The 20,277-nt window shown below is 48.1% G+C and carries 16 protein-coding genes; 11 read left to right on the plus strand and 5 right to left on the minus strand.

From position 1 onward, the window contains the following. The 10 genes from C9J01_RS18690 to C9J01_RS18735 all read left to right on the plus strand — a co-directional run. A partial coding sequence (locus C9J01_RS18690; protein WP_201797839.1) for a 2-keto-3-deoxygluconate permease occupies nucleotides 1–179 on the plus strand: 179 nt, incomplete at its 5' end. Further along, nucleotides 172–1,410 carry a four-carbon acid sugar kinase family protein gene (locus tag C9J01_RS18695; RefSeq protein ID WP_107299657.1) on the plus strand — a complete coding sequence of 413 codons (1,239 nt, stop codon included), beginning with the start codon at nucleotides 172–174 and terminating at the stop codon, nucleotides 1,408–1,410. The genes C9J01_RS18690 and C9J01_RS18695, both read left to right, overlap by 8 nt. Then, a complete protein-coding gene (gene pdxA, locus C9J01_RS18700) occupies nucleotides 1,407–2,387 on the plus strand; it encodes a 4-hydroxythreonine-4-phosphate dehydrogenase PdxA (protein ID WP_170114921.1) in 981 nt (326 codons plus the stop codon). Before C9J01_RS18695 ends, pdxA begins: the two co-directional genes overlap by 4 nt. Before the next feature lie 6 nt (nucleotides 2,388–2,393). Next, on the plus strand, nucleotides 2,394–3,182 hold the full coding sequence (locus C9J01_RS18705) for a DeoR/GlpR family DNA-binding transcription regulator (RefSeq protein ID WP_107299658.1): 789 nt from the start codon (nucleotides 2,394–2,396) through the stop codon (nucleotides 3,180–3,182). Nucleotides 3,183–3,530: 348 nt separating this feature from the next. Beyond that, a complete protein-coding gene (locus C9J01_RS18710; protein WP_107299659.1) occupies nucleotides 3,531–3,845 on the plus strand; it encodes a hypothetical protein in 315 nt (104 codons plus the stop codon). Further along, nucleotides 3,842–3,979 carry a hypothetical protein gene (locus C9J01_RS29650; RefSeq protein WP_158264562.1) on the plus strand — a complete coding sequence of 46 codons (138 nt, stop codon included), beginning with the start codon at nucleotides 3,842–3,844 and terminating at the stop codon, nucleotides 3,977–3,979. The genes C9J01_RS18710 and C9J01_RS29650 overlap by 4 nt, the downstream gene beginning before the upstream one ends. A 508-nt stretch (nucleotides 3,980–4,487) precedes the next feature. Continuing rightward, nucleotides 4,488–5,003 carry a type II secretion system protein gene (locus tag C9J01_RS18720; RefSeq protein ID WP_107299661.1) on the plus strand — a complete coding sequence of 172 codons (516 nt, stop codon included), beginning with the start codon at nucleotides 4,488–4,490 and terminating at the stop codon, nucleotides 5,001–5,003. A 261-nt stretch (nucleotides 5,004–5,264) separates the two neighbouring features. Further along, complete coding sequence (gene melB, locus C9J01_RS18725) at nucleotides 5,265–6,647, plus strand: melibiose:sodium transporter MelB (RefSeq protein WP_107299662.1); 1,383 nt, start codon at nucleotides 5,265–5,267, stop codon at nucleotides 6,645–6,647. Nucleotides 6,648–6,741: 94 nt separating this feature from the next. After that, on the plus strand, nucleotides 6,742–8,862 hold the full coding sequence (locus C9J01_RS18730) for an alpha-galactosidase (protein WP_107299663.1): 2,121 nt from the start codon (nucleotides 6,742–6,744) through the stop codon (nucleotides 8,860–8,862). Between the two features lie 315 nt (nucleotides 8,863–9,177). Then, nucleotides 9,178–10,515, plus strand: a complete 1,338-nt coding sequence (locus tag C9J01_RS18735) for a PTS sugar transporter subunit IIC (protein WP_201797840.1) — start codon at nucleotides 9,178–9,180, stop codon at nucleotides 10,513–10,515. 272 nt (nucleotides 10,516–10,787) lie between these two features. Here the strand turns inward: C9J01_RS18735 and C9J01_RS18740 are convergent, their stop codons facing one another. The 4 genes from C9J01_RS18740 to C9J01_RS18755 all read right to left on the minus strand — a co-directional run bounded on the left by C9J01_RS18740 (nucleotide 10,788) and on the right by C9J01_RS18755 (nucleotide 17,619). After that, nucleotides 10,788–12,776, minus strand: a complete 1,989-nt coding sequence (locus C9J01_RS18740) for an alpha-amylase family protein (RefSeq protein ID WP_107299664.1) — start codon at nucleotides 12,774–12,776, stop codon at nucleotides 10,788–10,790. Between the two features lie 141 nt (nucleotides 12,777–12,917). After that, nucleotides 12,918–14,213 carry a sugar MFS transporter gene (locus C9J01_RS18745; RefSeq protein WP_107299665.1) on the minus strand — a complete coding sequence of 432 codons (1,296 nt, stop codon included), beginning with the start codon at nucleotides 14,211–14,213 and terminating at the stop codon, nucleotides 12,918–12,920. Nucleotides 14,214–14,342: 129 nt separating this feature from the next. After that, nucleotides 14,343–15,992 (minus strand): signal transduction protein, encoded by a 1,650-nt coding sequence (locus tag C9J01_RS18750; protein WP_107299666.1) that lies wholly within the window; start codon nucleotides 15,990–15,992, stop codon nucleotides 14,343–14,345. 28 nt (nucleotides 15,993–16,020) lie between these two features. Further along, a complete protein-coding gene (locus C9J01_RS18755; protein WP_107299667.1) occupies nucleotides 16,021–17,619 on the minus strand; it encodes an FGGY-family carbohydrate kinase in 1,599 nt (532 codons plus the stop codon). Nucleotides 17,620–17,828: 209 nt separating this feature from the next. Between C9J01_RS18755 and C9J01_RS18760 the strand changes: the two genes are divergently transcribed. After that, nucleotides 17,829–18,806: a LacI family DNA-binding transcriptional regulator gene (locus tag C9J01_RS18760; protein WP_107299668.1), complete on the plus strand. Its 978-nt coding sequence runs from the start codon at nucleotides 17,829–17,831 to the stop codon at nucleotides 18,804–18,806. A gap of 212 nt (nucleotides 18,807–19,018) precedes the next feature. On the opposite strand, the gene C9J01_RS18765 is transcribed toward C9J01_RS18760, so the two are convergent. Further along, nucleotides 19,019–19,828, minus strand: coding sequence for an alpha/beta hydrolase (locus tag C9J01_RS18765; RefSeq protein WP_107299669.1), 810 nt, complete (start codon nucleotides 19,826–19,828; stop codon nucleotides 19,019–19,021). Nucleotides 19,829–20,277: the final 449 nt, after the last annotated feature.

Raw genomic sequence — 20,277 nt, forward strand, 5'->3', positions numbered from 1 at the left:
CTATTGCCCTTGCCGATCCGAGTATGGCAGCAGCAGCACAGGCAGCAGCGCCGCTGATCGCAGCTTCAGTGATCACAACCGTTATCCTGACTCCAGTTCTGACTTCGTATGTCGTGAAGAAAAATAGCCAAGGCGGCCAACAGGGCAAGGAAGAGAAAGGAGTAGAAGCCAATGCCTAAGCTCATCGTAATAGCCGATGATTTCACCGGCTCTAATGATACCGGTGTTCAGCTTGCAAAGAGAGGAGCTACTGTTGCAGTCGCCCTCGCCGGTAAGCCTATCACTTGTGATATCCCTGTCATCAATACAGAGAGTAGGGCAACGGCACCAGAAATTTCAGCACAGGCCGTTAAAGCTGCTGTAAGAGGGAATGCCAGCGAAGATACCAAGGTCGTTTTCAAGAAAATTGATTCAACCTTCAGAGGGAACATAGGTGCCGAAATCGAAGCGGCCACAACTGCTTTTGAAGCTGAAATCATCATTGTCGCCGGTGCAATACCTGCGGCAGGCAGAACCACGGTAGGCGGCAAGTGTCTGGTAAACGGTGTTCCGGTCGCAGAAACCGAATTCGCGTCCGATCCCAAAACACCTGTCAAGTCTTCGCTAATCGCCGAGATCATAGCGAGCCAGTCAGCATTGCCATGTCGAAATGTATCACTAGTTCAGATCAGGGCTGGGCAGTTGAATACTGAAATTGAAGGCGCGAGTAACACAGCGGCTCCACAAGTCATCATCGCCGATGCCGAGACAGAAGATGACTTAGCCATTATTGGCAAGGCCATTGAGGCTGCCAACAAGAAAACAGTCCTTGTCGGTGCGGCTGGGATTGCCGGCCAACTACCGCGTTCACTGTTTATGAATACTAACCCATTGCCGGTTTTGGTGCTTGCCGGTTCGATGAGTGAAGTGACGCAGAATCAAGTCCAACACTGCCAACAAAGCGGACTCCAGACGGTGGATATCGACGCACAGGATATCTATCGCCATCACGACAGAACCCTGGCTAATGCCTTAGAGCATGTTGCCTCAGTGATCAAAGCAGGCAAGAGTTGCGCGGTACGTACAGCAGCCGATCAGGCTGAACGACAGCGTGCGCAGGCATTCTGTGAGCAACAGGGGATCAGCGGTACAGAGCTTGGAAATGCCGTCGCCGGTTTCCTTGGCAAACTTGGCAAGTCGTTGATGGAAAGCTACCCGCTATCAGGTGTCCTGTTTACTGGCGGTGATATCGCCACCGCCGTCGCGACAGAAATAGGTGCCGACGGATATGTCATTAAAGGCGAGGTACTCCCGTGCATCCCGCACGGCCATTTTACCGAGCATAGCACTAAGGTGGTCACCAAGGCCGGCGGGTTCGGCTCTATTGACGCCATCGAGAAAATAATCAGCTATCTACAGGAAAAAGAATGAAAGTAATCGGTATTACTATGGGGGATGCGGCTGGCATCTCCCCTGAAATAACGCTCAAAGCCTTCGAGAATGTGGCGACGAAGAACATGCCATTGGTGATTTTTGGCTGTGCAGAAACCTTCCGCCGCCAGAATCAAATAATGGCGATCACCCAAAGACCGTTAGTCTGTATCGATAATATCGCCGATGCTGACTTCTCGAGTGAGAATATCCATATCATCGACGTGCCATTGGCCGACCCAGCAGCCCTGGAAATCGGGATGGTACAGGCACAAGCAGGTGCTGGCGCTTACCGCTGTATAGAAAAAGCGACCGAGTTCGCGATGCGTGGGGAGATCAGCGCGATTGCAACGGCACCGCTTAATAAGGAGGCGCTACACCTGGGCGGATACCACTATGCCGGACACACCGAGATGCTAGCCGAGCTGACCGGTACCGAGGACTTTGCCATGGTCCTTTATACCGACAAGCTTAGGGTTATCCACGCAACTACCCATATATCACTGCGCAAGATGCTCGATACTCTTAATCCGGTGCGGCAGAAAACAGTGGTCAAGATCGCAGAGGACTTCCTCGCCAAGATCGGAGAACAGGGGGCGCCAATTGCTGTCGCGGGGATTAATCCACATGCTGGGGAAAATGGTCTGTTTGGCCAAGAAGAGCTTGAAATTATCAACCCTACCGTTAAGCAGATGAAGGAGGCGGGCAGTAATGTTTATGGCGCTATCCCGCCGGATACTGTTTTCCTACAGGCCTATGAAGGGAAATATGCCATGGTCGTAGCCCAGTACCACGACCAAGGGCACATCCCGCTGAAGCTGATGGGATTCCATGATGGCGTTAATATCACTGCTGGACTGCCGTTTATCAGGACATCAGCCGATCACGGTACAGCGTTTGATATTGCAGGCAAAAATGTAGCAAAATGCGACAGTATTCTTGAGTCAATCAAGCTCGCAGTCAAGCTAGCAGGATAAGCCTACGTGCAACAATCAAAAAGAACGGATGTCATTCTCGAACACGTCAAAAAACACAAGCATGCTACTATCCAGGAGCTGGTCGACATCACCAGCTCCTCTGCAGCAACTATCAGGCGTGATGTAAACAAACTGGCCGAGGACGGGCAAGTATATCGTCATCGCGGCGGTATATCCTTCGGCCGCTCTATTAGTCGGCAGCCGACCACCGCAGAGAAGATGGATGAAAACCTCGCCGCTAAGAAAGCGATTGCTGTTGCGGCACTTGGGCATATCAAGGAGGGAATGACGGTTTTCCTTGATGCGGGCACAACCAGCTTCGAACTGTCCAAACTGCTTATCAATCGCCATGATGTCACAGTGATAACAACAGATCTACGTATCGCCTTTTACCTTTCCGAAGCAGGCAACAACCAGATCATTATCGCCGGCGGCAATATCGATAACTGCAGCCAATCAGTGGTTGGAGACTACAGTGGGTACCTTCTGGACAATATTATTCCAGATATCTGTTTCTGTACCTGCAGCGCCTTTGATACCAACAATGGTGTAACCAGCCCGACGCAGGAAAAAGCATTTCTAAAAAGGAAGCTTGCCACGCTAGGTAAATCCAACATATTGCTGACCGATAGCAGTAAACTCCACTGTGTGGGAACCCATCGTATCGCACCGCTTTCCACCTACGATCTCTTGATTTCAGACTCTGATATGCCTTCACATGTGCAGGCTGACATAGAAGAAGAAGTCGCTATCGAATTAGTGCAGTTCGAAAGACCAGGCTTCGAGAGCAAATAACCCGAGTCAAATCTACCTACACGCTCCAACTCTGTGGACAGCTGATTTATGGAATTGGAGCGTACAAACTTGTCCACTACCGGCCACCGCTTCCCACCGAAGACAAAGTTATACCGACCCGAAAACACTGGGCTGACGATAGATTTCCACAATATCGGTGGATAAAAATCGCTTGGAACATTTTGATGTTAAATATAAATGGACGTTGTATGACGGTTTACTGCGAAATGCAGGCTGCAGTTCTCATGAATAGTCATATTGCAGAGTTGCAAAAATAACATACACTGACCTTTAAAGTGTCTTTGTTAGTTGCTAGTATATGCTCGCAAAATGAACAGAGAGAGCGCGATGAAAGATGCCATTCTTTCTACCCTGAAAGAAAAGTTAACCCATTTACCCGATATCGCTGTCCGAGTTGTCGAGCGCGAGCGTTCTGGAGACTTTATTTACATTACTCACCTGGTACGAAATGGCCAGACGATGAAGGGGCATTGGAATATAAATCACTTTAACTTATGGCACCGCCGTGAAGTGATGACGCAGGAAGGGTTGCAGATCCATGAAACTGCAACGAACTACCAACTTCATAATACCGAGGATGCCGAGCGGTTTTGCGAATGGTTCCTGGCAGGCATACAGCTTCTACCGTCTAGAAAGAAATGAAGAAGCTCATTAATTCAATTAAGTACAAGGTTATCGATGTGGCAGCCTTGGCGACGGTAACTACTTTGCTACTGGTCCTGGTTATTGTGATTAGCCTGACCCTGTCACGGTGGTTAAAAATGCTGGTTGAATGAATCTTGTAATTTCCATAGGGCAACCAGCAGAAGATTCAACATGTTCAAGTAATAGCTTGTTCATGACAAGAGCCCAAGGGTAACGGGAAGTACCCCTTTAAATTTAAGGATGATTATTCACTCTTTAATGACAATAGGTTTACGATTTCCCATGAACACCTTTGAACAACATATAGCGAGAGGGATTAAGCTCCAGTCTTCAACCTTTCAGTCCATGGCTTCTCACCCCACCCAAAAGGCTCAGCTTAATCGGAGTGTTAAAGTTAAGGCGAATACATTATTGGCCTTTACCAAGAGAAACTTCTTAGCCGAGTACAAGGGTAATATACGTGGATAAGCCAAACCATATCGCCAAGTGCGAATGCAACATCAGTGGGATGGTTCGAATCCACCGTAAGTGGTACCACAAGTTGCTTGGTTACCGTTCGTTGTATCAATGCCAAGCCTGCGGAAGAGTGAAGCCACTGAGGCATTCCGGCTAGCACCTAACACTTTTACGGTTATATAGATGAAACAAAAAGGGTTTACACTCATTGAATTAGTCGTTGTTATTCTGATTGTTGGCATACTTTCAGTGACTGCCAGCACAAAATTTCTAGGCGTTTCATCGGATGCCAGAACAGCGACGATGGAAGGCGTTAAAGGGGCAATTCAAAGTGCTGTTGATGTTACCTATGGCAAGCTCGCCACGTTAGGCTACGAGAACAACCCGGCTTTGTTTGCCTATGGTGATAACTATCCGGATCTAACCGAGTGGTGTGAGCTTTGCTATTTCATCTATGGCTACCCTGGCAATATGACTTCAACCTTCCCGAAGATCATGGCCGGGGTCGCACAAGATAATTCAGAAGAAATCCAAGTTGGCACCGGCGGCGAGGGAATGGATGCTGCTTCTATCTATTTCAGTTTTCCAGATAACTTCGAAGGCCATCGGCTTAAAGTTGATAACTGCTATGTACAGTATGTGCCGCCGATCCAAAACAAGACCAAGGAGTATTCGGTGAGGGTGGTGCCTTGTAAGTGATCCTCGGGATTGCGCTGAAAACTTAATAGTTTCAAATTACTTCTACATTCTTCCTTTATCCTCTGACCATCGTTGTCTCCATCCCTGCCTCTATAAGGCATTTTTCAACACTATGGATAAACGTCACAAAAATCACTTCCCCATTGTGGCCATCAATAAAATTTGAGATTGCGCACATACAGCTCAATCTTTAGCTAATACCATTAGCTAACTCGAGTTAGCAAGCAATCAAAAAGAATTACATCCATCAATGGAGTTTTTATGAATAGTACGGAATCTAGTAGCAAGGTCAGTTTAGCAACCAAGCTTTCCTTTGGCTTCGGGGGCTTTGGCAAAGACTTTGGTATGTCGGTCGTCAGTGTCCTACTGCTGTTTTACTACACCGATGTTGCTGGCGTTTCACCAATCTTTGTTGGTACTGTTTTCCTCGTTGCCCGTATCTGGGATGCTGTAAATGATCCGATGCTCGGCTACATCGTCAACAATACCAAGACACGTTGGGGCCGCTATAAGCCCTGGATATTTTTCGGTAACCTGCTGAATGCTGGCTTTACCATTGCACTCTTTTCTGCCCATCACTTCACTGGCACAGCCCAGCTGATCTTTATCGCAATTACCTATATTGGCTGGGGCATGACCTATACCATGCTAGATGCGCCTTTTTGGTCTCTTATCCCGACTATTACCCTCGATAAAAAAGAACGTGAAAGACTGATGCCTTACCCACGTTTGTTTGCATCGGGTGCATACTACTTTGCCAGTGGTATGGGTATTGTGGCTGTTAACAAGCTTGGGCAGGGTGATGATGCACACGGCTTCTTCCTTTATGCGGTCATCAGTGCGGTGCTTGCTATAGCAAGTGCGACAGTCACTTGCCTGTGGACGAAGCAGTCAGTCAAAGATGATCCATCACAACAGAACACTATCAATATTAAAGAGGCCATCAAATACCTGCTTAAGAATGATCAGTTCGTTGCATTACTCTCTGTCGCACTGATATTCAATATTGCAAACGGCTTCTTTAATGGCTTGCACCTTTACTTTTACAAATATGTACTCGGTGATGAGACCTTGTTCTCCACATTCATGGTGCTAACTGGCGTTTTCGGTATTCTCGCGATCATTGCATTCCCTAACCTGGCGTCAAGGTTTGGCAGAGCTAAGCTGTTCTCTGCATCGTTGCTGCTCCCAGCGGCATCGTCAGCCATATTGTTTATCACTGCGAACTTTGCTCAGTCGAGTCAGATCCTGATCACGTTAGCTGGTGCACTGGCTGGGATATCAACGGGGCTGTACTGGCTGATGATTTTCCTAATGATTGCCGATACGGTGGACTATGGCGATTTGAGGCTGGGTAAACGCTGTGAAAGTGTTTGTTACTCGGTCCAAACTTTTGCTGTTAAATGTACCGGCGCCTTCACTGGCTTCTTGGTTGGGGGATCTCTAGCCATCATCAATTACGTGCCGAATGAAGTTCAAACACCAGAAGCCGTTACCGGGTTACAGCTTCTATACCTTGCACCGTCAGCGTTGTGTATCGTGGCTTATATTGCATACCGTAAGTTCTATACACTCAATGGTGCTGTATTGGACTCTGTCCAGCATGAACTCGAAGGCAAGTACAACCCTGCTGCAGCGTCGTGACACCCCGTTAGAAATATCGTTTCCAGCCAGCTTGCTGCTGCAGGCTGGCCTTTCGTTGAAAACCTAAATCTCCCGCATTATGGAGCACACAATAATGAAAAGCGCATTCATTCACCTGGCCAGTCGTCACACTAGCCTGGTTATTAAAAATGACGGCAGAATGCCTGAAGTGATGTATTGGGGGAAACGGCTTCCAGACGAAACTGACTTAGCTCCTTTGGGTATGACCCTTAGCCGTCCGATCCCTGGGGGGCGCATCGATAGCGATACCGCGTTATCACTTTGTCCCGAACTAGCAACTGGCCTATTTACTTCTCCTGGCTTAGAAGGTAGCCGCAATGGCAGTTGTTGGGCACCTTCATTTATGGTTGTTGATGCTGAAATCACGCCGCAGTCAGTAACATTTACCTGCCGAGATAAGATTGCAGAGCTCAGCCTGGTTATCGATATTACCCTCGATGAAGAATCAGATGTCTGCCAGTCTCGCTTACGTCTGCACAATGATGGGCAAACCGAGTATCAGCTACAGAGACTGTCACAAACGCTACCCGTGAAGGCTCAAGCGCGTGAGCTCATGTACTTCCATGGCCGCTGGACACATGAATTCCAGACTAAGCGAATGAACTTAGAACAAGGGGCATTTACTCAGGAAAACAGGCGGGGAAGAACCTCTCACGAACGATTCCCGGCTATTGTGGCCGGCCAGACTGGGTTTAGCGAAACTCACGGTGAGCTATATGGCTTTCATCTGGGCTGGAGCGGCAGCCACCGAATTCATGCAGAAGTGATGAGCGATGGGCGGCGCTTTGTTCAAGCCGGGGAATTATTGATGCCCGGTGAAATGACGATCATGCCTGGTGAGAGTTATGAAACCCCTGTTCTTTACAGTTGCTATAGCCCAGATGGCCTCAATGGGATGAGCCAACGGTTCCACCGCTATGTCCGCCAGAATATCGTGCATTTTGATCACCAGGCAAAACCTCGTCCGGTCCATCTCAATACGTGGGAGGGTATCTACTTCGACCATGACCCCGACTACATTTTGCAAATGGCCGAAACGGCGGCAGATTTAGGCGTCGAGCGATTTATTATTGACGATGGTTGGTTCCGTGGTAGAAATCATGATCGGGCAGGGCTTGGGGATTGGTTCCTTGATCAAAGCAAGTATCCACAGGGGCTGCAGGCTATCGTTGAGTGTGTCAAACAACAGGGAATGGAGTTTGGCCTCTGGTTTGAACCCGAGATGGTAAACCCTGATTCCGATCTATACCGCAGCCATCCTGACTGGGTATTAAAGACCGAAGGCTACGAGCAAGTGACTGTCAGAAATCAGTATGTACTCAATTTACAAAAGCCAGAGGTATTCGATTATCTATATGGCTGCATGAATAGCTTACTCAGCGAGTACGACATACGCTATATCAAGTGGGATATGAACCGCGAATTGGTTCAAGGTACCCACGACCAGCATGCAGCTAACCACGGCCATGTGAAAGCCTTCTACCGGTTGATTGATCAACTCAGAAAAGCCCATCCACAGTTGGAAATTGAGACCTGCTCCGGGGGCGGCGGGCGAATTGACTATCAAGTGCTTAGTAGAACTCATCGATTCTGGGCATCAGATTGCAATGATCCCATTGAGCGCCAGTCGATTCAAAAGGGAGCAAGTTATTTCTTCCCGCTGGAAGTAACCGGTGCGCACATTGGTGCTGGACATTGCCATACAACAGGCCGGACCCACAGTGATGGGTTCCGGGGAATGACTGCACTGTTTGGCCACATGGGGGTAGAGCTGGATCCTGTCAAGGCGACGGAGCAGGAGAAGGCCACAATGAAAAAATACATCTCGCTGCACAAGTCTTTACGTACGCTGCTCCATACCGGAGAGCATTTTAGATGTGATACCGACCACCAGGACACGCAAGCATGGGGGGTGATCAGTTGCGATAAAAAGCAGGCAGTCGTGATGTTTACCCAGATAGCGTTGGCAGAATATGCCCTTGCTGCACCATTAATTATCCCTGGGTTGGATGACGGCCTGAACTACCGAGTGACATTGCTGGAAAATAGCTCGGGTGATCTTTATATGAAACAACTGCCTTTGTGGATGGAAGAGCCGACGATCGTCAATGGTGCACTTCTGGCACAAGCGGGATTGATGATGCCTGCAATACAACCTGAAAGCGCCATCTTAATTAAGCTGGAAGCTGTCTAAGCAATAACATTGACGTGCAGCGGCTTTAGGCTGCTGCACATTCTTCTCTTTTATCTCTCCTCAAATAAGCCTTCAATAGCGGCGCTTGCCAAATTCAAAACACCGCAAACACTCCCTTCTCACAAAATGCATCCTGACAATTCAGGCCTGTATAAAAAATAGACATTGCGCACATAAGGGATTTTAGAATGTTTGTATCATATTGCTAACACGTGTTAGCACTGAGCTTCAGTGTTTGTGGTGAGGTATGCCAATTTTCGAGATCTATTGTTCTCCAGTGGTCAATCCAAAAGACTTAAAATAAAGGGATAGATAATGAGTAGCTCAATTGAAAAGCTCGGTGTGTTTATGGAGCGCCATGTTCAGCCGATAGCCGCTAAGCTTGAAAAACAACCCCATATCGCGTCAATCAGGGATGGTTTTATTTTGGTCCTGCCGTTTTTGATAATCGGTAGCTTCATGTTGATATTGCTGTGCCCCCCATTTAACGAAGATACAACGAATTCATTTGGGCAAGCATGGTGGGCATTTGCAGATAGTGCCGGCCCTGCCATGTGGCGTATCTTTCAGATGTCCTTTAACGCAATAGCAATCTTTGTGTCTGCCAGCATTGCGTACAACCTCGCAAAAAAATATAAGCGGGAGCCGTTACCGGCGGCATTTCTTTCTCTTATGACTTTCTTTCTGATTTGCGGCCCCTATGAAGGTGACCAAATGAGCCTGGCCTTTGTTGGTGGCTCCGGTCTCTTTCCTGCTATCTTTATCGCGTTCTATACCGTAGAGATCACCCGTTTACTGGAACGGCTTGGCCTATACATTCGTTTGCCAAAAGAAGTGCCGTCAGCCGTTGCTGAGTCACTCAATATCATCATCCCGGTATTGGCTGTACTTTTAACTCTTTACCCAGTAACGCTGTGGATTGAAACCTCCACGGGTTTGCCCGTTCCACAACTTATCATGGATGCAATGGCACCGTTGATCCAAGCTTCAGACTCACTCGTCGCCATTGTACTGGTCGTGCTAGCGACGCATTTACTTTGGTTTGCTGGGATTAACGGTTCACTGGTGCTCATGCAGTTATGGACTCCCTTCCTGCTTTCGAATATGGCAGCAAACTTCGCCGCCCGTGAAGCGGGAGAAGCCATGCCATTTGTAATTACTAACTCGTTTTGGGATTTTTATGTTGTGCACGGGGCAACCGGTGGCTTGCTGGCCCTGGTGATCTTGTTGATGCGCAGTCGGTCGGTACATATGCGCTCTATTGGTAAGATCGGCGCTGTCCCAGCATTTTTCTCCATTGGCGAGCCTGTCGTCTATGGTTTACCTATTGTGATGAACCCGTTGTTATTTGTCCCATTGATCTTATGTCCGTTGGCAAATGCTGTCATAGCCTACCTGGTTGTTGATTTTGGTATCGTTGGCAAGATGTTCTTGATGGCACCTTGGACGACGCCAGCACCTATTGGCGCCTTCCTTGCCACTGGCGGGGATGGTGGAGCCATCATACTCAGCCTTGGCCTGATTGTGCTCAACGTCTTTATTTACTACCCGTTCTTCAAAGTCTTTGAGAAGCAGTGCCTGGAAAGAGAGAAGGCACAAGCCGAAGAAGAGCAAGGTAAAGAGGATACAAAAGGTAAGCTTGCCATCAACTAACACATAAGCAGCGGCCCGAGGGCCGCTGCGTGATCCCTTCTCATTTCTCGCTTTATTCTGTCCCCCAATGATTAACCACGCTAGACCTTCCCCCAAACTGCCATACACGAGCTATTGCGAGTTGCACTCATAAGGCGTTGTCACGTCTGAACTTATTCAGCTTAGAGAGAGGTTAGGTCGAACCTGAATTGATCTTGGGAAGGCGATACAGAGAAGGGCACGTACAAAAAAGCCTTGGCACTTATGCCAAGGCTTTCATCTATGGTGTGTGTTTATTTGTAGGCAAGTTCAATCATTTGGTGGCCTTCGAGTTTTGGCACTGTGAAGACCAGCCTGCTATCTACATAATTGAATGTTATTTCATTGTTTTCAGGGATCAGTCGTACAGATTTCACCTCTTGGTTCACTTTAACTGACACGTCTAGTTGGTGAAGCGGGATGATGTCTTCAATGATCAGGGTTTCGTCCGACTTGCTTTCCGGGATGTAATGCAACAGGTGAACAACTGCTCGGTTAAGCTCGCTTTGCTCGTTGACGGCACTGATCACGCTCTTAGGGCCGTTATGTTTGAGAATTGGCTGCGGTAGCAATGTATCGATAGCATTCAGTACCAAGCGCTTCACCCAGTATGGTGCGTTCTGGATGTACTGGCTAAAGACAGGGTGCATGAAGTAGATAACATTGTCATTTTTTACGATTCCCGGATAGCCGACCTCGCCTGTCGATGGGGCATGCATGTGAGAGCAGTAGTGCTCCCACGTACGGTTAAAGTAAGGCGTGTAGGTTTCGCATAACACTTCACTGCCAGGCAAAGCGTCAACTTGAAGGCCTTTCTGGTACATAACGTGTTCTGTCTGGCGCAACCCCTGGCCGATATAACCTTCTGGTTTCAGGAAGTCCGGGGAGAAGGGGGCGTCACCGACAAGCTTGACGCCAAATAAGTCACTCGCAAAGCTGTCACCGGCAGGTGTCAAACCACCTTTGTATGTCGCAAGGATTTTGCCACCATGGTTACAGTAGTTTTCTAGTCTTTGGCTAAGTGCTTCGTCTAAAGGCAATTCATCTGGCAGGATAATTAATTTGTAATTCTCCAGCTCTGACTGGGTATCGATAATATCGAACTGCTGACCGCCCTCAACCAGTATCTTGGTGACCCCTCGCAGTGAATCAGCTTGATCATCAAAACGGGTTGCCTGATTGAACTCCTCGGGGTTCAGCACGCCAATATCCGTGATCGCTTTGGCACCTTCACACCATGGTTCTTTCTGTTCAACCTGCGAGTAAACGTTGCCGATCAGTTCATAGGTCTCGGGCGAAATTAGGCCGTTAGGGTGCAGCTGATCACCAATTGAACACTTCACGTTCATGGCTAGCATGTGGAAAATTTCATATTCCAGTGAAGGTTGGTTCTTGAAGGAGTGGAAATCTGCCCAAGAGGTGTGAAACTTACCTGTCATGCCAAGTAGCTCTTTATCCAAGGTACGGGCATAACGAACGACAACCGGGAAGTGGTCATAGCCCCACTCACCACTTGGCAAGGACTCAGCTTCTAGGTGGTTATAGCTATCTAGGCTGCTGCGGGAGCTTGGTGCAATATGGCCGGCATTGTAGAAGATTTCGCATTCCGGGCCCAGATCGCGGATAAATGCACTGAGATCGCGCTTAAACTCATCCATCATTTCAAAGGCAAACTGAAGGCGCTGCGTTTTATCCGACGCATCGATACCGCGCTGCTGCATATCCGCACGGCACCAACGGCAAGAACAATCGTGAACATGGACGATGTCGAGGAAGAGGCCATCTACTGGGACGTGATCAAAAATATCGGCAATGTGTGCCTTAAGGAAATCCCGGTAAGGAGTATTCACACACAGGGTGTGACGGAATGTCGCATCATAAGGGCCCGCGGTAGGCTTGCCTTCGCTATCGACGACAAGCCATTCAGGATGTTGTTTGGAAGTGAACTCATCCCATTGGATAGAGGTGTAGATGTTGGCGCGGATACCGCGTTTGTGCAGCTCTGAGACCTGTTCGGAAAGCAGGTTGGGGTTGGTGAGGTTCGGGTGAATTCGCTCAGGGTGAACCGTGGAATCAAAGTACATCAGGCCATGATGGCAACGTGAGAAGCAGCAGACGGAATTGACTCTTGCATTCTCTAATGTATCAGCGAAAGTTTTGGCATCGAACTGAGAAGCGATAGCCGGAATTTTTCCGCTTGTATGGAAATCAAGGTGAATCTGGCGAAAAGGTAAGTGTCCCATGGGATCTCCTTGTTATAATTTCACTGTTACCAACTAACTCGACTTAGCAAGTTGATTGTAAGTTTTTATAGCTGAGAGTCTATGATGTAGCTCTCTGTTTTCTGTTTAGCTAAGGGCGAAATGACCTAGGCGTAATATTCATCACAGCTTTGGATATAAGCGCTGGATAAACATTGAAAATTGGTGTTTAAGCGGTAAGTAAACTTTTCGAATGGCGGTAATGTTTGCCAGCGTCCACTGTTTAGGTTTGTGGCCGAAGATGCCGAAGTAAGTAATAACCAAATATCCGAACATCGGCGCAATAAACGATAGCTGTAACCCTATTTGGTCGGCGACGATAGCTTGCAGCATCGGCCAGGCCGCACCACCGATCCCCGCCATCACCAAAATTGCAGAGGCTTTAGCGATAAGAGGGCCAAGGTGTTTTAAGGCCAGCGAAAAGATCACCGGGTACATTATTGAGTTACAGATGCCAATAGCGATCAGTGCTGCGGCACCGACATAGCCGGGCAGCATGATAGCTATAGTCAGAAATCCAATGGCAAAGATGGCGTTTATGACCAGTAGGTGGCGTGGATTGAACCAACGGAAAAGCTGGCTACCCAGTAGCCTGAAAATCATTGAGCCAGCCCAATAGAGCGCGACCAACTTGCCAGCAGACTCTAGGCCTACACTGCTAACAGACGGGTCTGAGATATAGCCCACAATAAAAGTACCGATACTGACTTCTACTCCGACATAGCAGAAAATAGTCGCCACACCGAGTATGAAATGACGGTATGTCCAAAGAGAGCCCGCCGCTTTATCTGATTTTTCCTCTACGGCTGGTCCCTTTTCAGGAAGGTTCACCCGGCTAATCAAGATGGCGAGCACAATGGTGATGGCTGCACATGCGAGGTAGGGGATCTGCAGTTGGCGAATTGACGCTTCTGCCGAATTATGGATGACACTAAAGAGTGTGATAGTGGCAATATATGGAGCCAGGGTTGTACCTGCTGAGTTAATCGCCGATGACAGGGTGAGCCTGGATGCCGCCATTTTGGGGGCGCCAAGCATCACCACGCAGGGATTGGCAACCACTTGCAGTGAAGCGACACCGAGGGCGGTAATAAAGATAGCCACCAAGACCGCCGCGTAGGAGAAAGCTTCGGTTGCTGGGACGAAGATCAGGCAACCGGAAAATATAACGAGCAGGCCGCGAAACAAAGTGTGTTTATAACCCCAGCGGCGGATAAAGTATGCCGTTGGTAAACAAGCAATAAATGGAGCCAAATAAAACGCCAACTGGATTAGCATGGCCTGGGTATAACTGAGGTTAAAGTGCTGCTGCAAGTAGGGCACTAATAAACTATTGAGTGAGGTCAGGAACCCCCAAAGGAAATACACACAACTCAGTAAAATAAAGCTTCTAGTGAAAGCTTGGTGTGGCGTTTTCATGGCTACTTGCCTTAATCAAAAGCGGTCGAACATTAAATACAGTTGCAACCGCTAATTCAGGCACTGCCTAAATTAGCGGTATGGCATTGGTTTCCAACGCCATCATTGCGATGGCATCAATAAGTTGGGTTAGTCAAGGTTGATACCGCCAGCCACGTGAACGCGCATATTTTGAGTCAGTGACTGAGCAACAAAGGCTTTCACGACGTTATCAATATCCTGTTCAGGAACATAAGCGACTGAAATGTGGTTGCTTTGGTGACCGGCCATAAGATCATCACGGCCAACACCGTCAAGAACACAGTTCATTAGTGGCCACTCTTTATTGGTGCTATTTAAGCGGCGGTGGAACTCTTCATGTGGCAGTTCGAAAGCTGTACCGGTGCCAATATGCATATGAACATCCGTACCTTCATAGTGTGCGCGTGCCCAAATAAATCGACCGGCTTTACATTGCCCGCTGACGGTTGAGCCTCCAAGTGGGAAGAACATGGGTGGTTGGCGATGGCCGATGGCGCCTGCGATGCCACCTTTGATATGTTCGAATGGTACCGACCCGGAGATCTCGAAGTCCCAGTAGAAGGTTCCCTCATATTCACTGCCCCAGCGGATGTCATGCAGGGTCGTCTCTGATGGTAGGTTGAAACTATCAAGCAGGCGGTAAAGCATGGTCTGCGGAATAGCTGTTCCCATATCTACCTCATTGATACAAGGGATCGGCTTGCCAGGTTGAATGACTTCGCCATGGTCATTGCTGATTGGAAAGCGTTCGCTGGAGCCGATCGCACCTTCAGCAAAATCAGAAGCCGGGCAGCAATCTTTAAGCCCTTGCTGGTACTGGACACCAACACTCGTTAAACCAAAGCGATCGGTAAATTTCACCATTGCAATTAGCATTGCACACTGCTCAAGCACCTGCTCGCGTGTCAATTCGACGGCAGGATCTTCGCCAAAGTTGAATGTCATGCCCTTGTCGATGTACCACTGCAAGCATGCTTCTTTCATTGCTTGTGGTACTAAGCTCATTTCATGCAATAGCGCTGATTGAGACAGCGCTTCGATAGGCATACCCACCTTGGCCAGTGACTCCTGCGGGAACACGCCATTCATCATGCCCATGCAGAACATATCGAACAGGCCCATGATCTCTTTGTTCTTCAGGATATGCTCACCAACCTGTTGCCCCTGCTGCCCAGCAACTGTCTGCATTACCGGATGGTCTTTGGTGATCTCTTGCAGGTAACTGGTGTCGTGTTTCAGCTCGCCGCACTCCAACCACGTTTGCAGGCCAGTATAAAAGAAATCATCGTCGAAGTTTTCGGACCAAAGGCGGCTGTAAGTTTTACCTAGGCTATTTAGCGTGCCTGCCATACAGAGCGCACCGACCAGGCCGGGCCATGTGCCATCAAAGTTAGCCAGCAGTAGAACTGGGCCCTTGTGGTGAACAAGCGATGGCGCAATATGGTGGGAGTATTGCCAGGCAGTCATCAGCACAATGATAGGGGCCGTCGGGTCGATCCCTGCAATGATATCTGAACCCTCACGTTGGCTGCTGATAAAACCATGGCCGGATTCTTTGACCGGATGGGCTCGGCGCATACGGTAACCAAATTGAGTTTCCAGCACATTGGCTAACTTTGCTTCGAATTTTGCTTGGACTGGCCAACAGTTCTGGTTGGCGCTATCCCTCAAGTCTCCATTGGCAATAACAAAGACTTCTCTCTCGGCCAATGACTTTGGTGTTTGGGCTTGTGGTAGCTGCAAGGTTAAAGCGGACATATTGTATCTCCAGGCTTATTTATTGGTTTTAGAGGACATTCAAATCATTCATGATCGCGTCGTAACGTAATTGGTCTTCATACATCGCATGAAAAACTTGGTATTTTGCTTCGTGGAACGAGCGCGTCTCGGGCTGCGGTTGAATCACTCTTCCTTCCGATGACATCGCGGCCATTGCGTCAGTTAACTTTGTGTATTCACCGCTAGCTGTGGCTGCCAGCATCGCTGAGCCAAGGATCACGGCTTCGTCTTCAGTACTCAGGACAATGGGGCAGCCAGTTGCATTGGCATGCTCACGCAGCCAGAGGGGATTTTTAGTTCCTCCACCACACATATGGATACGTTTGATGCCATGGCCGGCCTTGTTCATGGTTTCAATGATGTGGCGAGTTCCATACGACACCGATTGAATTGCAGCCATATATTGGATTGCCAGATCGCTGAGCCCGGCATTCATCGTTAGGCCACAAATCATTCCCTTGAGGTTTGGGTTCGCTCTTGGTGAACGGTTACCGTGGTAGTAGCCGAGCATATGGAAGTTGCTCATAAAGTGGGGATCACTTTGTTCAAGGCGGAACACCTCGTTATTGAGCACCTCATATTCACTGCATCCTTGCTCTCCAGTTACCTTAAGTAATTCACCATAGAAGGAATGATTACGGATCACATGATCAATCAAAGCGCCAGCAGCAGATTGCCCGCCCTCGCTTAACCACATGCCGGGTACCATGGCGTCCCAGTATGGGCCCCATACGCCTTTGACGTAGATAGGCTCGCGGCTAACTGCCATGTGACACGAGGAGGTCCCGCCAATAATCGCCAATGTTGATTCAGGCTGTTTGCCAATGATGCCTACACCGCCTGCATGCGCGTCGATCATCCCTACGGCAACGACGGTGTTTGGTGTTAAGCCCAGCTCTTTAGCGGCAATAGGAGATAGGTTCCCTGCAGGTGTACCAGGCTGGGCAATAGACTGGCCGATTTTGCCCTCGTCCAGAAGATCAATAAGGCCAAGCTGCATAAAAAGAGAGCGGTCCCATTGCTTTTCATGGGCTAGGTAAGTCCACTTACAGGCTTTGGTACAAGTGCTCCGGATATCTTCGCCGGTAGAGCGGTAGACGAGAAAGTCGGCAAGATCGAAAAAGCGTGAGACTTGCTCATACTGTTGCGGCAGGTGGCGCTTCAACCATTTCAGCTTTGGTAGCTCCATTTCAGGGCTTACCTCGCCGCCTACAAAATCCAATACCTTGCTGTTAGTTGCATTGATCTCCTTGGTTTCAGCGAGTGCTCGATGATCCATCCACATAATGATGTTCTGCTGAGGATCTCCCGTCGGAGACAGGGAAACAGGCTTGTCATCAGCGCCGAGTGCAACGAGAGAGCAAGTCGCATCAAAGCCAATGCCTTTGATTTGTTCAGGTTTAGCGTTAGCTAGCTGGATGACAGCATTCACGACATGGCAGACCTGTGCCCAAATATCATCAGATGACTGCTCAACAAAATTTTCCTGCGGACGAAATTGCAAGATAGCACTGGTGCTTTGGGCCAGTTTATTTCCTTTTTTGTCGAAGAGCCCTGCACGTGCACTGCCAGAACCAATATCGACACCAATGTATAAGTTTTCCATTGCTAAGACCTTTGCTAACACGACTTAGCAAAAGCTATCACGTTGTTTGTGATGACTTCAATATTGAACTGACAAGAATGGTGAAAAATGCTGGAGAAGGTCAAAAATTTAGTAATCAGATAGACGGGGGGGTAGAGAAGTCGCTAAGATACTTTTCTTCCGGCGATCATTACTGAATCAAAGTATTAGATAGAAAAAAGAGAACAGGTATGGCCAAAACGGTTGATGAAATTGCAAAGCTCGCGGGGGTCTCGGTAACCACTGTTCGCTTAGTTATAAACGGGCAAGATGAAAAATACCGGATTAGTGAAAAGACCCGAAACAAAGTTAAGGACATTATTCACGAACATGGTTACGTACTGAACCAAACAGCCAGAAACTTAAAGCTGAAGAAAACACAAACCTTGGGATTGGTTGTTCCTAGCCTGACGAACCCATTCTTTTCCGCTTTGGTTGAAGAATTAGAACGAAAAAGCCGTGACCTTGGATATCAACTTATTACTGCATGTACAAGCGATGACGAAAAGCTAGAAGAACAAGTTGTTCAGAATTTCCTCAGCCGTGATGTCGATGGGCTATTTGTAACGCCCTGTTCTGCAGAAAGGCAGAAGGTACTGGCAAATAAGAAAACGCCTATCGTATTCCTTGACCGTGATTTTTATACCTCTGAACATCCTGTGGTAGCGACCGATAATGACGAAGGGGGCAGGCTACTGGCCACTGAGTTGTCAAAGCTTGCTTCTGAATTGTACATTTTGGGATCTGACAGTTACCTACCGACAGTTCAAGCCCGTATTCGCGGCTTTAAGTCTGTATTCCCTATTGACGATGAAGCTATCTTGATTGAAGGGAAAACCGAACGTGCAACTGGGTATCGGCTTATGGAGTCTCTGTATAATCAGCATGGTGGAGCCCCATCAGGTTTGGTGACGATTTCGCTACCTATCCTAGAAGGCGCAATGGAATTCTTGCGTAAGCATTATCAAAAAATTCCCAATGACATTATCGTCGGTTCTTTTGATGACCACTCAATGCTTGGGTTATTACATAACCCTGTTGTAGCGGTGCAGCAGGATATTCCGGCTCTGTCATCGCAAGCATTAGAAGTTATGCAGACCTTAATCAAGGGCGGTAAGGTTGAACAGAGGCAATACCTCCTTCCACCAAAACTCGTTGTCAGAACATAGCTGGTAGAAATCACCAAGTAGTAATCATCTATTGCATCGAATAAATAGCAAAAAACCCCGCATAGGCGGGGTTTTTCTTACCACGACGCATAGGCGACCGTAGTGCGTCACAGCGCGCATAGGCGACATCTGCAACTGATTAACCGCACTCTAGAAATACAGCTAACTTGCTGGAAACTATAAGCCTTTTTCTCGCCAAAAGTAACAAGCCACTAATTCGCATTGCCTGCAACGATAGACTTGGACGCTAACCAATCCACAATGTCATGGCAAATACCTTCTGCTTCCGGCTCAAGCATCATGCTGTGACTCAGCCCGCTATAAATGATGCAATCGCCATTGAGGATATCAGCGGCATGTTCAACCTCAGAAGGGGGAATAAGCGTGTCGTCTTCTGCCCCTAATACAAGGATATTGCTGGTTAAGTTGGTGTGGTGGAATTCGGGCGGAATATTAAGTTGCAACATTGCCAGTAAAGGCTCGGCCTTCATCATTCTGCTACGTTGGGCAATCTCTCTTTTACTGATTGATTTGGAATATAAGCCTTTTGGCGGCGGGAAAAATCGAGAGACAAAAGGAAAAACGCTAAAACCGAGCATTTTCGTTGCCCCGTAGGGCCTGGTAACCAGGAAAGAGACAAAACTCGCAAAGACACCGTCAGCAGGGACCGGAGAAATCAAAACACAAGCTGGCAGTTTCATTGATTGGCACACATGGGCTGTGACAAACCCTCCCATGCTGTGGGCAATTACTATGGGAGGGGACGGTAATAACCCAATTGCCTGTTTCAGATCTTCAAAATAATGGGACAGCCTGACCCCGAACTTGGCAAGATACGATCGGTGGTGGCCTCTAAAGGACATGCTGTAACAGTCAAACCCCAAACGGTTCAGCATTGGTATTAGATTGTTGTCATAGTAATCGGCACCGGAATAGGCGCCGCTGACGAGCAATATCGGAGGATGTTTTGGGGACGACTCTATATGAGTTGGGTGGTAAATTAACTCTATTCCATGAGCCATGATTGTTATCCTGCTTAAGTATGCCCTCTTAACTTACTCCAAGCAGAGTGCAATAAAATGCTTATAGTTAAAAGTTGAGAGCTAAGTGGCTATCGTAAAAGCAATTATTCTGACTCTGGCACCCTATCTGGATATATCTTAGGAAAATCAACGGTCATGCCGTACACATAGCGCTCAATCACGACAGAGATCTCAGAAGGAAAATAAAAGCATTCGTACTCTATTTGTTATTGATGTAGTCGGTTACAATGCCGCTGCAAATGCAGGTTGGGTACGCTGAACAAGCTTTCTTTCGGTGGAACGGAGTTAAGGACTTGTAGGACATACAGCGGCTCGATCCAGGATTGCACCTATAAAATCCCCTGGCTGGATGCTAGGGTATTTGAACACCAACACCGCCTCTTTGTTTGAAGCAATACCAGTGTATACCTTCAACAATAATGCACCCT

Origin of the sequence: Photobacterium rosenbergii (genome assembly GCF_003026455.1) — a bacterium.
Classification (GTDB): Bacteria; Pseudomonadota; Gammaproteobacteria; order Enterobacterales; family Vibrionaceae; genus Photobacterium; species Photobacterium rosenbergii.